12 protein-coding genes are annotated in these 12,648 nt (G+C 65.8%); all 12 read right to left on the reverse strand.

All coding sequences use genetic code 11. From position 1 onward, the window contains the following. Positions 1-150 precede the first annotated feature (150 nt). Positions 151-783 carry a response regulator transcription factor gene (locus ACCQ04_RS09750; protein WP_003482986.1) on the reverse strand — a complete coding sequence of 211 codons (633 nt, stop codon included), beginning with the start codon at positions 781-783 and terminating at the stop codon, positions 151-153. A 70-nt stretch (positions 784-853) separates the two neighbouring features. Beyond that, positions 854-1,420, reverse strand: a complete 567-nt coding sequence (locus ACCQ04_RS09755) for a PilZ domain-containing protein (protein WP_226427817.1) — start codon at positions 1,418-1,420, stop codon at positions 854-856. After that, the gene (locus tag ACCQ04_RS09760; protein WP_039407718.1) at positions 1,420-1,713 is read right to left on the reverse strand and encodes a hypothetical protein; all 294 of its coding nucleotides are present in this window, start codon (positions 1,711-1,713) and stop codon (positions 1,420-1,422) included. Before ACCQ04_RS09760 ends, ACCQ04_RS09755 begins: the two co-directional genes overlap by 1 nt. Before the next feature lie 8 nt (positions 1,714-1,721). Beyond that, the gene (gene fliS / locus ACCQ04_RS09765; protein WP_024939606.1) at positions 1,722-2,135 is read right to left on the reverse strand and encodes a flagellar export chaperone FliS; all 414 of its coding nucleotides are present in this window, start codon (positions 2,133-2,135) and stop codon (positions 1,722-1,724) included. 150 nt (positions 2,136-2,285) lie between these two features. Further along, entirely contained in the window at positions 2,286-3,611 is a 1,326-nt protein-coding gene (gene fliD / locus ACCQ04_RS09770; RefSeq protein WP_039521497.1) for a flagellar filament capping protein FliD, read from the reverse strand. Positions 3,612-3,882: 271 nt separating this feature from the next. Continuing rightward, a complete protein-coding gene (locus tag ACCQ04_RS09775) occupies positions 3,883-5,082 on the reverse strand; it encodes a flagellin (RefSeq protein WP_024939608.1) in 1,200 nt (399 codons plus the stop codon). A 317-nt stretch (positions 5,083-5,399) separates the two neighbouring features. Continuing rightward, on the reverse strand, positions 5,400-6,605 hold the full coding sequence (gene flgL, locus ACCQ04_RS09780; protein WP_104542846.1) for a flagellar hook-associated protein FlgL: 1,206 nt from the start codon (positions 6,603-6,605) through the stop codon (positions 5,400-5,402). Beyond that, positions 6,605-8,479 carry a flagellar hook-associated protein FlgK gene (gene flgK / locus ACCQ04_RS09785; RefSeq protein WP_046342684.1) on the reverse strand — a complete coding sequence of 625 codons (1,875 nt, stop codon included), beginning with the start codon at positions 8,477-8,479 and terminating at the stop codon, positions 6,605-6,607. The genes flgL and flgK overlap by 1 nt, the downstream gene beginning before the upstream one ends. Positions 8,480-8,490: 11 nt before the next feature. After that, positions 8,491-9,669, reverse strand: coding sequence for a flagellar assembly peptidoglycan hydrolase FlgJ (flgJ, locus tag ACCQ04_RS09790; RefSeq protein WP_102252098.1), 1,179 nt, complete (start codon positions 9,667-9,669; stop codon positions 8,491-8,493). A 1-nt stretch (position 9,670) separates the two neighbouring features. Further along, positions 9,671-10,789 carry a flagellar basal body P-ring protein FlgI gene (locus ACCQ04_RS09795; RefSeq protein WP_039521506.1) on the reverse strand — a complete coding sequence of 373 codons (1,119 nt, stop codon included), beginning with the start codon at positions 10,787-10,789 and terminating at the stop codon, positions 9,671-9,673. 10 nt (positions 10,790-10,799) lie between these two features. Next, on the reverse strand, positions 10,800-11,492 hold the full coding sequence (gene flgH, locus ACCQ04_RS09800; RefSeq protein ID WP_016901722.1) for a flagellar basal body L-ring protein FlgH: 693 nt from the start codon (positions 11,490-11,492) through the stop codon (positions 10,800-10,802). 38 nt (positions 11,493-11,530) lie between these two features. Beyond that, a complete protein-coding gene (flgG, locus tag ACCQ04_RS09805) occupies positions 11,531-12,316 on the reverse strand; it encodes a flagellar basal-body rod protein FlgG (RefSeq protein WP_016901723.1) in 786 nt (261 codons plus the stop codon). Positions 12,317-12,648: the final 332 nt, after the last annotated feature.

The raw sequence follows: 12,648 nt of genomic DNA on the forward strand, positions 1-12,648 counted from the left end.
CTAATCAGGGAATCGCGTGAGGCAATTCGTGATTTTCCTGACAGCGCGTGGGGAATTCCCTGACGTTCAATACGGACTCAAGCGTGCCCGCCGGAATCCCGTCACTGTTTTCGTCGCTGGCGGCCATTTCCGGTCGGCGCGGCGGTCTGCTCAGACCAGTTCGTTATGATGCTTGGCGGCCAGCAACACCAGGTCGTTGGCACGCCGGCAACCGAGCGATTCCATCATGCGCGCGCGATGGGTTTCCACCGTCTTGACGCTGATGCCGAGGTCGGCAGCGATTTCCTTGTTGCTCTGGCCGCGGCCGATCTCGCGCAGGATCTCGCGCTGGCGCGGCGACAAGGCGGCGATACCGACTGGTTTTTCCCGGCCCAGCATCGGCGCGATCATCTTGGACGAAATCTGCGGGCTCAGGAACACCTGCCCAGCTGCTGCTGCACGCAAGGCCAATTCCAGCTCGAGCGGCGCCGCATCCTTGACCACGAAGCCCACCGCGCCGCGATCGAGCGCATCGCGCACGTGCACCGGGTCGTCGTGCATCGACATCATCACCACATGCGTGCGCGGCGCGGCGCGCAACACATCGGTCATGGCATCCAGGCCGCTGCGGCCAGGCAGGGACAGATCCATCAACACCAGATCAGGCCGGTGCAGGGATGTCATGTCCAGGGCTTGCTGTGCGTTGCTGGCCTCACCCACGACATCGATGCCGGCGAAGGTTTGCAGCAGCCTGGACAGGCCGGCACGGACAAGGGTGTGATCGTCGACGATGATGACTCGCACGGCGCAGAAGAGACCTTTTTTCAGTAAAGGGCACCTTAGCCGACCCGGCGCCCCGCGCCAACAGGCGCTATCAGCGCTGGCGGCGGGCGTCGGCGATCTGACGGCGATGCAGACGGAACAGATGACGTTCCAGCGCCTCCTGCAAGCCTGGGGAAAGCGGCGCAAACCGCAGCCATAGCCAGTGATCGTGGCCATCGCTTGCGCTTGCCAGGACCTCGGCAGGAAGCTGTACCAGTTCAGGAAGCCAGTCGGAGGGTTGCAGGCAAACGCTGCCCAGGGTGCCCGGCGGGTGGCTGCTTGCGCAGCTCAGGCGGATTCCGCGCACCGACCACTGCACGTTCGCCTGGATCAGTCCGGTGTCGCCCTGTTGCACCAGGCGGCCGATCAGGGCCAGCATCAGGTCGAGCTTGGCGTCCATGCGCTGCACCAGCAGGGGCAGCTCGCCACGGTCTTCGCTGCTGTCTTCGCTGCGCAGGTCTTCCACCTGGCCCAGGCTGCGCAGCAGGGTTTCTGCGGCACTGTGCGAGCCGGCGTCGCTGCCGGCACGGAAGCCGGCCGGCAGGCGCACTTCGCAGCTGAGCGTGTCGGCGAACAGCGCGGCATCGGCCGATGGCGCGAGTGTGCCGAGCGCGGACATCAGATCCGTCCGACCCGTGCGTAGGCGCGGCTGGCCGTAGAGGACGTGCGCTGCGCGCGGATCAGATCCAGCAGCTTGCGTCGACGCTCGAGCATCATCCGCATCAGGTCCTGCTGCATCACCTGCAACGTCTGCAACGCGTCGCGGTCCTGACTCAGGTCCGCCTGCTGCGCGTACTCGCGCAGGTGCAGATCGTGGGCATCCAGCATGAACGGCATCACCTCGAATTCCTCCTGCGCCATGGCCAGGCGGATGTCGGCAATTTCGGCTTGAAGGCTCTGCGCGCTATGCATGGTATGACTCACGAAGCGGCGGAAAGGCCGCGTTGGTCCAGGGGGATGGAATTCCACGCCGAATCGATTTCGCTGAGCAGATCCAGCGCTTCGGTCAACGCGGTTTCGTCGTTGTGCAGGTTGGCGGCAGTCAGCCGCTGCATCACGTAGTCGTAGAGCGCCGACAGGTTACCAGCGATCTCGCCACCGGCTTCGTGATCGAGCGATCCGTTCAAGTGGCCGACGATCGCGCAGGCTTCGCCGATGGCCTTGCCCTTGCGCGCCTGGTCGCCCTGCGCCAGGCAGGCCTGGGCCAGACGGATGCGCTGGCAGGCGCCGGCGAACAGCAGCGACACCAGCTTGTGCGGGTCGGCTTCGGTCACGCTGGTGGACACGCCGACCTTGCGGTATTGCTCGGCATACTGACGATTGGAACCGTACATGGATGACTCCTCAATGGGCTGACCTTCGTTGGTCCCGGAGCGCTGCGCTCCTGCGACGACGCTCCTGCCGGAAGGCAAGGCCGAAATCACGATAGGCCCTTCTTGTATCGGCAACACCATTGCGGGACTTGAGGATCCTCATCACGGAAATCAGCTCGTCAGCAGGCTGCTGAGCGAACTGGTGCTGCTCTGCAGCTTGCTGATCATGGTTTCCATCGCGGTGAACTGCGCGGTGTAGCGATCGCTGAGCTTGGTCATGCGCGCGTCGAGGTCATCCAGGTCATCCTCGTAGCCCTTGATCTGCTTGTTCAAGCTGTCCGAACGCAGGGTCAGGGTGCCGTTGTTGGCGTTGACGTTGCTGTCGAGCAGCTTGGTCATGGCCGAGCCGAACTTGCTGTCCTTGCCGAGCACCTCGGCGGCGGCACCGCCGTCGGCGGCGATGGTGGTGTCGAACTTGCCGCCATCGAAGCTCATCACCCCATCCTTGTCGATGGTCAGGCCGAGCGACTTGAGTTCGGTGAGGTTGCCGCTGACCTGGCCGCGCAACTGCTGCTGCAGGCCGCGCACCAGCGAGTCGCCGGTCAACGCCGCGGCGGTCTTGGTGGTGGCATCGTAGGCGCTGCTCTTGGCCAGCAGGGTGTTGGCGGTGTTGTAGGCGGCCGCGTACGCGGTCAGATTGGCCTTGAGGCCGCTGGTGTCGGCCGCAACGCCCAACGTGACCTTGGTGCCTTCGGCGGCCTTGGTGAGGTTGAGCACCACGCCCGGCACGATATCGGTGACGGTGTTGGAACTGGAGGTGCGTTCGAAGCCGTCCACGCGCACCAGCGCATCGGTCGCGGCCACGGACTGGGTCAGGCCGCCGCTGACGCCGGGGCCATAGGTGAGGCTGCTCAGGCTGGGGTCGCTGGCGCTGACGGTCAGCGCGCCCTTGGTACCGGTGTCGACCGCGTTGAACACCAGGTGCTGGCCGTCGTTGGCGGTCACCACGCTGGCGGTGACGCCCTTGCCACCGGCCGCCTTGTTGATGGCGGCGGCGATGTCGGTGAGCTTGTCGGTGCCGCTGATGTCCACGGTGATTTTTTTCTCGCCATACCCGATCGTCAGCGTGCCGCTGCCGACAGTGGCATCGGCGACGAACGCGCCGGAGGCGAGCTTTTGCGCGCTGGCCAGCGAGACCACTTCCACCGAATAGTTGCCCGGCGCGGCCGAGCTGGTGGTGGTGGCGGTGAAGCCGGCATCGGTCGGCACCGTCGCCTTGTAGGCGTTGGTGTCGGCGCTGCTGATGACCTTGTCCAGCGCAGACTTGAGCGTGGTCATGCTGCTCTTGATCTGGCTGATCGCCGACAGCTGCGTGGTCGCGGCGGTCCCGGCCTTGTTGATGCGCGCCTGCTCCGGGTCTTTCTGCCGGGAAACCAGGGTGGACACCACAGTTGGGATGTCCAGACCGGAGCCGGAAGTGCTGATCACCGATGCCATGTTGCATTCCTCGTCTGGGCGTCCAAGCAAGGATGGACGCATGGGATTACGAGACGGGTATCGGCCGCATCCGTCAGGACTTTAGCGGCAGCGACCCCGTTTCGCTCACGAGTTTGGGTAGTGCAATTTCCATGCCGGCGGGATGCGTCAAAAAACCCGCGCCAGCAAACCGTGCTGCGCATTCGCCCTCAAATCTCGGGCGAAGCAATCTGCGGCCACAAAAAAAGCCCCTCCGAAGAGGGGCTCTTGAGTTGGTGCGAAGAGCTGCCGATTACTGCAGCAGGCTCAGCACGTTCTGCGGAACCGACTTGGCCTGGGCCAGCATCGCGGTACCGGCCTGCTGCAGGATCTGCGTGCGGGTCAGCTCGGCGGTTTCCTTGGCGTAGTCGGTGTCGCGGATACGGCTACGCGAGGCCGACAGGTTTTCCGAGGTTGCGCTCAGGTTGGCGATGGTGGAGGTGAAGCGGTTCTGCACCGCACCCATGTCGGCGCGCGAGGAGTTGACCGCGGTCAGCGCCTTGTCGACGATTTCCAGGGCCTTCTGTGCGCCGGAGAACGTGGAGATGTCCAGGGTGCTCAGGGTCGAAGCGGTGGAGCCGGAAGCGGCCGAGGCGGTGGTGATGCCTGCGCCGACGGTGATGCCTGCGGCGCTGGAAGTACCGGCGGTCAGCGAGGTGAAGTCCTGGCCAGCCTTCAGCGATTCGATCTGCACCGTACCGTCGGTCTTGATCGAGGCGTACATGCCGGTCTGGTCGAGCTTGTCGTTGATCGCCGCAGCCACCTTCTTGTTGACGTCGGCAGCGCTCTCGCCGACGCCGATCTTGACGTCCGCGATGGTGACGCTCTTGGCCGCGCCGCTGGCGTCCTTGAACGACAGGCTCATGCCGCTGATCGAGCCCGATGCGGTGGAGGTGCCGGTCACGCCAGCGCCGGAAACGGCGGCAGCGAAGTTGGCCTTGCCCAGCGAATCGACGTTGGCGTCGACGATGCTGTTGATGCCGATGGTCTGGCCGGCGTCGGCGCCGACCTGGAACAGCGCGCCGGAGAAGTCGCCGTTCAACAGCTTGGTGCCGTTGAAGTTGGTCTGGTTGGCGACGCGGTCGATTTCGGCGGTGAGCTGCTTGACTTCGGAGTTCAGCGCGTCACGGTCGGTCGGCGAGTTGGTGGCGTTGGACGACTGCACCGACAGCTCGCGGATACGCTGCAGGTTGCTGCCGATTTCGACCATCGCGCCTTCGGCGGTCTGGGCCAGCGAGATACCGTCGTTGGCGTTGCGCGAGGCAACGTCCAGGCCGCGGATCTGCGTGGTGAAGCGCTCGGAGATCGCCAGACCTGCGGCGTCGTCCTTGGCGCTGTTGATGCGCAGACCCGAGGACAGACGCTGGATGCTCGTCGACATGCTCGCGCTGCTGGTGTTGAGGTTCCGCTGAGCGTTCAGCGACATTACGTTGGTGTTGATTACCTGTGCCATTTTGATTTCTCCTAAGCGATTTTTCCGGCAAGGGGGACTTGCCCGGAGCCTCCGCAGGGGGGCCATCAAGTTGGCCGTTGCCGCTGCTGAGATGAATAACGGCGTTGCGTCGGGAACCTTTAGCGAAATCCAGTGTTTTTTTACTGTCTTTCTGCTGCGGGACGAAATACGGAAGCGTTGTGTATCAAGGGGTTTGGTTTATTCGGCAGCACCCCGTAGATCTTTAGGGTTGGTATAACTTTCGACGAATAAACTCCGTCGGCCTGCGCAAGTGCTCGCGCGCAGGAGTGCAGAAAACACGGGTTTTCTGCTGTAAATCAGCGGATCAGGTTGAACAACGACGACGACTGCATCTGCTGAAAAATCGTTTGAGCGGCCTGCAACGAGGCCTTCTCCAGTTCGTACTGACCAAGCGCCGAGGCGTAGTCCAGATCGCGGATCGACGACAGCGTGGTCTTGAGGGTGACCTCGTTGGATTCGAGCAATGAGTTGGCGTTGTCGATCGCCGACAGCTGCGCGCCGCCGGAGGCGCGCGCATCGATCATCTTCGACGAGGCCTGTGCGATGTCGCGCATCGACGACTGCAGCGTGTTGATCATCGCCGCCTTCTGCGGCTGGGTCAGCGTGTCGGAGTTGAGCGCGCCGACCAGGTCGTCGATGGTGGAGAACACGTCCTTGGTGGTGGAGGCGCCGATCTGGAAACTGTCGCCCACCGCCGGTGCGCCGCTGATGCGCATGCGCACGCCGGCCGCGTTGATGTCCTCGCCATCCTTGTAGGTGCCGGTACCGACCACCGTATTGGTGCTGTCGCGCACCTCGTAGGTGTCGGCGGCGGTGAACTGCACGCTGTAGCTGCCGCCGTTCCAGCTGCCGGTGCTGGAGTCGCGGCTGAAGTCCAGCAGCAATCCGGTGCCGGTGTTGGCAGTGTTGGGGTGCGCATCCACGGTGCCGTCGCCGGTGCGGATACGCATGAAGATTTCGCTGCCGGGCAGGGTGTCGCTGACGAAGGTGTCCGGCGCCACTTCGACCTGTTTCTGGGTCTGGTCGCCGTTGTAGGTGACGCCGCCGCTGCTCTTGATGAACGGTGCGCTGCCATCGGCGGTGCCGCCGAACAGGTAGCGGCCGGTGCCGTCGGTGCTGTTGGCCAGGCTGACCATGCTGTCGCGCAGGGCGGTCAGTTCCGAGGCGATCGCCTTGCGGTCGTCGGGGCTGAGCGAGGAGTTGTTGGCCTGCACCGCCAATTCGGTGACGCGCGCCATTTTGTCGCCGGCCTGCGACAGGGCGTTTTCCTGCAGGCCAAGGCGGTTCTGCACGTTGTTGGCGTTCTCGCCAAAGCGGGTGATCGCGGCCAGTGCGCGATCCAGGCCGACCGCAGTGCCGGCGGCGACCGGATCGTCCTTGGCGGTGACCAGGCGCTGCCCGCTGGCGAGCTGGGCCTGGATCTGGTTCAGCCGGGACTGCTTGGCCGTCATCGACGACACCGACTGGCTGTACATCATGCTGGTGGAGATACGGTCAGTCATCAGCGTACGGCACCCAGGATGGCTTGGAAGATGGTGTCGGCGGTGGAGATCATCTGTGCGGCGGCCTGGTAGGCCTGCTGCAGCTTCAGCATGTTGGCGGCTTCCTCATCGAGGTTGACGCCGGAAATCGAGTCGCGGCTGGCCTGCGCCTGGTCGTTGATGACCTTCTGCGCGTCCGAGGCATAACTGGCCGCACGCGCGGCCGAGCCGACCGAGGTGGTCAGGCCCGACAGCGCGCCGTTGAGCGTGACCGTGCCGCCGCTGAGCGCCTTGGCATCGTCGAGATTGGCCAGCAACTTGGCGTTGCCGTTGTCGCTGGAGCCGGCGCCGGTGGGGCCGACGCCGAAGGTGTCGCCGGCCTTGGGCGCGCCGTCCAGCGCAAAGCTCCAGCCGTTGGCGCTGATGGTCTGGCCGGCGGTGTAGGCGAACGGGCCGGTGCCGTCGATGGTGTACTGGTTGGCGTCGATGAACTCCACCGACGCCGGGGTCAGCAGCGCCGGGTTCTGCGCATTGGTGACCTTGACGTCGCTGATCTTGCCGGTGCCCAGGTTGGCGACCGTGGCGGTGGCCTTGACCGGGGTGGCTGCGGCAATCCGCGAGGGGTCGGTGATGGCCACCGACAGGGTGCCGGCCAGCCCGGCAGTGGGCTGCAGCAGGAACTTGTCGCCGTTGGCCGGCGTGCCGCCGACCACCAGGCTGACGCCGTTGAGCACCAGCGGATTGGCCGGGGTGCCGGTGCCGCTGAGCGGCACCGCCGAGCCGGTGCTGGCATTGGTGGCCTTCCACGCGGTGCCGTCGAAGCTGAGCGTGACGTTCTGCCCATCCACCGCCGCCATGTTGCTGAAGCTGGCACTCAGCGACGCGCTGCCGGTGTTGGCGGGGTTGGCGGCGGTGGTGGGCGAGCCGATGTTGAAGAAGTTGCCGCCCATCGCGCCGTACAGGTCCATGCCTTGCGCGTGACCGGCGTTGAAGGTGCTGGCCATGCCCACGGCCAGGCGGCCGAGTTCGGCCTGGGTCGGCTCCAGCACGCTGGTGCGGAATTCCAGCAGCCCGCCGATCTGCCCGCCCAGCGAGCTGGCGCTGAGGCTGACATTCTGGCCCTGGGTCTGCATTGCCACCTGCAGTTTGCTCGGCTGATACGGGTCGGCGACGGTGGTCAGCTTGGACGAGGTGGTTCCCACCACCAGGGCCTGGCCGCCGGAGGTGAAAACGTTCATGAAGCCGCCGTCCTGCATCACCGCGGTGCCGCCGGTGTAGCCGACCAGCTTGGACACCAGCGCGTCGCGCTGGTCGAGCATGTCCGGCGAGGCGCTGTCGATGCTGTTGCCGATGGTGCCGTTGATCTTGGCGATCTGCTGGGTCAGGCGATTGACCTCGTCCACCGCGGAGGTCAGGCCGCTGTTGACCTCGTTGCTCAGGCTGTCCATCTGCCCGTTGAGCTGCTTGAAGCGCGTGGCCAGCGAGTTGCCGCTGTCGAGCATGCTCTGCCGCTCGGCGGTGGACGAGGCATTGGACGAGACCGCGCTGGTGGAGTCGAAGAAGTTCGACCACAGCCCGGCCACATTGGTGGCAGTGTTGGAGTACAGGCTGTCGACGCGGTTGGACAGCGAAGACAGCTGCTGCAGCCGCGACAGCTCGCCGCCGCTGTCGAGCAGGCGCGAGGTGGCCAGCTGGTCGGCCACCCGGCTCACATCGGTGATCTTGGCGCCATTGCCCACGAACGCGTAGCCCATGTCGGTGGGCGTGCGCGTTGCAAATTCCACACGTTGGCGGCTGTAGCCTTCGGTATTGATGTTGGCGACGTTATGGCTAACGGTCGACAACGCCCGTTGGAAGGCGATCAGCGCACTGGTCCCGGTGGACATGATGGACATGGGCGTTTACCTCAACGACGGATGGTGCCGAGCCCAGCAGGCTCGGCGGTGCTGGCATAGCGGTTGGACAGGTCGGCCGCCGCGTTGCCGATCGCGGCCACCGCACGGTCGATGGTCGGACCGTTGGCGATCGCCGCGATCTTGGCTGCGTAGCCCGGATCGGTGGCGTATCCGGCCTGTTGCAAGCCGCGTGCAAAACCCTTGATATCGGTGCCGGCCTGCAGCGCGGGCTGGTAGCGACTGTTGTTCTTCAGCAGCCGCACGTAGTCGGCAAAACTCTCCTCGGCCGAGCCGTAGGCGCGGAAATCGGCGGTTTCGGTGGTTTTGACGCCATTGACGTATTCGTGGGTGCCGGTGGTGACCTTGTCGCCGCTCCAGCCGGTGGCCTTGATGCCGAACAGGTTGTTGGAGTCGCCGCCATTGCCGATGCCACGCCGGCCCCAGCCGGTCTCCAGCGCGGCCTGCGCGACCAATGCACGCGGATCCACGCCCAGTTCGCGCGCGGCCTTCTGCGCATGCGTCCAGATCTTGGCGACGAAGCCTTCCGGGGTACGCTCGCCCAGGCTGGCGGCGGCGCTGCTCGCCGCGCTCGCATTGACCGCGGCGTTGGCATCGGCGGCATCGCTGGCCGCCACATCGCTCCAGCGATCGTTGGCCGAGGGCCAGCTCAGCGCGGCCGCATCGTCGCTGCCGGCATCGCTGCTGCCGGTGCGCCCGGCGATCAGATCCAGCACCTGGCTCATGCCGATGCCGCCCAGGCCGCCTGCGCCGATGCCTGCAGCGGTGCCGGTGCTTGCGCCGACGCCGGTCGCCGCGCCATCGCGGCTCGGCAACGGCAACGAGGCGTCGCGCTTGCCGGCCACCAGCGAATAGGCCTTGGCGGCATCGGCGGTGCTCAGCGAGGTATTCAACGCCGGGCCGCCGGTGTCGCCGCTCAGCTGCTTGGAGATCATCGCCGACAGGCCCAGCCCCTTGCCGTCGGTCAGCGCCTTCGCCATCTGCTGGTCGTACATCTCGCGGAACATCTGGTTTTCGCCCGGAAACATCGGGTCGCCAGAGCTCGCATCGCGCATGCTCTTGACCAGCATCTGCGCGAACTGTCCTTCGAGCTGACGTGAGACCTTGTCGATCTTGGCGGGATCGGCCTTGGTGCTCGGGTTGAGATCAATGGGCGAGGCTGCGATACGCATGTCAGATCACCTCCAGCTCCGCCGTGAGCGCACCGGCTTGCTTGAGCGCTTCCAGGATGGCCACCAGGTCGCCGGGAGCGGCGCCCACTTCGTTGACCGCACGCACGATCTGATCGAGCGTGGTGCCGCCTTCGAACTTGAACATGCGGCTGCCTTCGGATGTGGCCGTGATCGTCGACTGCGGGGTCACCGCGGTGCGGCCGCCACTGAAGGCGCCTGGCTGGCTGACGTTGGTGTTCTCGCTGATGGTCACGGTGAGCGAGCCATGCGCGATCGCCGCCGGCATCACCCGCACCAACTGGCCGATCACCACCGTGCCGGTGCGTGCGTTGACCACCACCTTGGCCGGGGCATCGCCCGGAGACAGTTCGACATTTTCCAGCCGCGACAGCAGGCCGATACGCGCGCCGGGATCGGTCGGCGAGCGCACTGCCACGGTCACGCCGTCCACCGCACGCGCGGTGCCGGCGCCGAAGCTGCTGTCGATCGCCGCGACCATGCGCGAGACGGTGGTGAAGTCGTTCTGGTGCAGGTTGAGGGTGATCTCGCCGCTGCCGGCAAACACGTCCGGCAATGCGCGTTCGACGGTGGCGCCGTTGGGAATGCGGCCGACGCTGGGAATGTTGACCGACACCCGCGAGCCGTCCTTGCCCTGCGCGCCGAAGCCACCGACCACCAGGTTGCCCTGCGCCATCGCATAGACCTGGCCGTCGGCGCCTTTCAGCGGTGCCATCAGCAGCGAGCCGCCACGCAGCGACACCGCGTTGGCGATCGAGGACACAGTGATGTCGATCGGCTGGCCGGGCTTGGCGAACGGCGGCAGTTCGGCATGGATGGCCACGGCCGCGACGTTTTTCAGCTGCGGATTGACGTTCGCCGGAACATTGACGCCCAGCTCGCCGAGCAGATTCTTCAAGCTCTGCACGGTGAAGGGCGCCTGGCTGGTGCGGTCGCCGCTGCCGTCCAGGCCGACCACCAGGCCGTAACCGACCAGCGCGTTGCCGCGCACGCCGCCGACCTGGGCAAGATCCTTGATGCGCTCGGCCGAGGCCGGCGCGGCGATCGCGCAGACCGCCACAGCGGCGGCCAGCAGACGGAAGGGCAGGGAAGACAGATTCATGGTCGCAGGCTCAGTAGGGCGACAGACGGGAATTGAAGAAGCGGCTCAGCCAGCCCATCGCATTGGACTGCGCGATCGCGCCGCGGCCGCCGTAGGCGATGCGGGCGTCGGCCACCTTGCTTGAGGGCACGGTGTTGTCCGGGGCGATGTCGGCGGCGCGCACGATGCCTTGCACCTGCACCAGTTCGTCGCCCTGGGTCAGGCGCAGGTTCTTCTGCCCCTGGATCACCAGATTGCCGTTGGGCAGGCGCTGCATCACGGTGACCGTGACGCTGCCCTGCATGCGGTTGCTTTGCGCGGTGTTGCCCTTGCCGTCGAAGCTGCGATCGCCGCTCAACGAGTTCTGCAGCACGTTCAAGCCACCGACGGTGAGCGGCGCTCCCAGCAGCGTCGGCGCGGCCATGGTGGTCGCGTCCTTCTTGCTGATGCTGGTATTGGCGGTGGACGAGGCGGTGGTGCTTTCCACCAGGTTCACCGTCAGCAGATCGCCGACATCGCGGGCGCGGCGGTCGCCGTACAGGTTCAGGCTCGGGCCGGCGGCGTAGATCGCACCGGCGGTGGGCTGCGCCACCGGCGCGACCACCGGCACGATCGGCGCCAGTTCGGCGAACGGCCGCACATCGCCGGCCGCCACGCAGCCGCCCAGCAGCGCGCTGCAGGCAATGGCGAGGCACAGGGAGGAGAGAGAAGGCAGGCGGGACATGGCGTGGATTCCTGAGAGGGCAGCGACCGGCGGGCCGATCAGACGTTGTTGTTCAAGTAACCGAGCATCGAGTCGGTGGTGGAGATCGCCTTGGCATTCATTTCGTAGGCGCGCTGCGTTTCGATCATGCTCACCAGCTCTTCCACCGTGTTGACGTTGCTGCCTTCCAGCGCGCCCTGCACGGTGTTGCCCAGGCCGTTGAGGCCGGGGGTGCCGTTCTGCGCGGGGCCGGAGGCGGTGGTTTCGACGAACAGGTTCTCGCCCTTGGACTGCAGGCCCGAGGGGTTGATGAAGTCGGTCAGCGTCAACGCGCCGATTTCCTGCGCGGCGGCCTGGCCGGCCAGCGTCACGCTGATGGTGCCGTCGTTGCCGATGGTCAGCGACTGCGCGCCTTCGGGGATCTGGATGCCCGGCTGCAGCGGGTAGCCGCTGTTGGTGACCAGCTCGCCCTGCGCATTGATCTGGAAGGTGCCGTCGCGGGTATAGGCCGAGGTGCCGTCAGGCATCTGCACTTCGAAAAAGCCGCGGCCGTTGACCATCACGTCGAGCGCGCGGCCGGTCTGCTGCTGGCTGCCCTGGTCGAAGCCCTTGAAGGTGGAGACCACCCGCACGCCGGTACCCAGCTGCAGGCCGGTCGGCAGCTGCGTCTGCGCGGAGGTGGAACCGCCCGGCGCACGCACCTGTTGGTACAACAGGTCTTCGAACGCCGCACGATCGCGCTTGAAGCCGGTGGTATTGGTATTGGCCAGGTTGTTGGAAATGACCGACATGCGCGTCTGCTGCGCATCCAGTCCGGTTTTGGCGACCCACAAAGCCTGATTCATGACCCGATTCCTCGTTAGACCCGGGGATGTGTTCCGGGTACGGGTGGGTATATGCACGTGCCGTGCCAAACCCGCGTCGGATTTTTGCCGGCTGTGCACTGGATCACGCGCAGCGGGCGCGACGGCCTGCGCGGGGCAGGGCTGGCGGCGGGAAGGCAGCGGCTAGGCCGAAGCGGTGGAAGCCTGCGCGGCAGATCAGGCGCGGCAGATCGGTCGCCGGTCAGCGATATGTGCGACGACGTGTGAACCCCTGGCGCTGCGTGCGGAAGGGTTCTTGGGAGCGCGCGGTGTCCTCACCGCCCGCGGGACACGCCGCAAGTACGTCCATGTAG

Source organism: Xanthomonas sp. NCPPB 2866, from assembly GCF_041475745.2.
Lineage (GTDB): Bacteria > Pseudomonadota > Gammaproteobacteria > Xanthomonadales > Xanthomonadaceae > Xanthomonas > Xanthomonas arboricola.

Excerpts from the sequence above, each read along its gene's own strand:
- ACCQ04_RS09755 (WP_226427817.1), bottom strand. The coding sequence starts at position 1,420 with ATGTCCGCGCTCGGCACACTCGCGCCATCGGCCGATGCCGCGCTGTTC.
- ACCQ04_RS09760 (WP_039407718.1), bottom strand. The coding sequence starts at position 1,713 with ATGCATAGCGCGCAGAGCCTTCAAGCCGAAATTGCCGACATCCGCCTG.
- fliS (WP_024939606.1), bottom strand. The coding sequence starts at position 2,135 with ATGTACGGTTCCAATCGTCAGTATGCCGAGCAATACCGCAAGGTCGGC.
- fliD (WP_039521497.1), bottom strand. The coding sequence starts at position 3,611 with ATGGCATCGGTGATCAGCACTTCCGGCTCCGGTCTGGACATCCCAACT.
- ACCQ04_RS09775 (WP_024939608.1), bottom strand. The coding sequence starts at position 5,082 with ATGGCACAGGTAATCAACACCAACGTAATGTCGCTGAACGCTCAGCGG.
- flgL (WP_104542846.1), bottom strand. The coding sequence starts at position 6,605 with ATGACTGACCGTATCTCCACCAGCATGATGTACAGCCAGTCGGTGTCG.
- flgK (WP_046342684.1), bottom strand. The coding sequence starts at position 8,479 with ATGTCCATCATGTCCACCGGGACCAGTGCGCTGATCGCCTTCCAACGG.
- flgJ (WP_102252098.1), bottom strand. The coding sequence starts at position 9,669 with ATGCGTATCGCAGCCTCGCCCATTGATCTCAACCCGAGCACCAAGGCC.
- ACCQ04_RS09795 (WP_039521506.1), bottom strand. The coding sequence starts at position 10,789 with ATGAATCTGTCTTCCCTGCCCTTCCGTCTGCTGGCCGCCGCTGTGGCG.
- flgH (WP_016901722.1), bottom strand. The coding sequence starts at position 11,492 with ATGTCCCGCCTGCCTTCTCTCTCCTCCCTGTGCCTCGCCATTGCCTGC.
- flgG (WP_016901723.1), bottom strand. The coding sequence starts at position 12,316 with ATGAATCAGGCTTTGTGGGTCGCCAAAACCGGACTGGATGCGCAGCAG.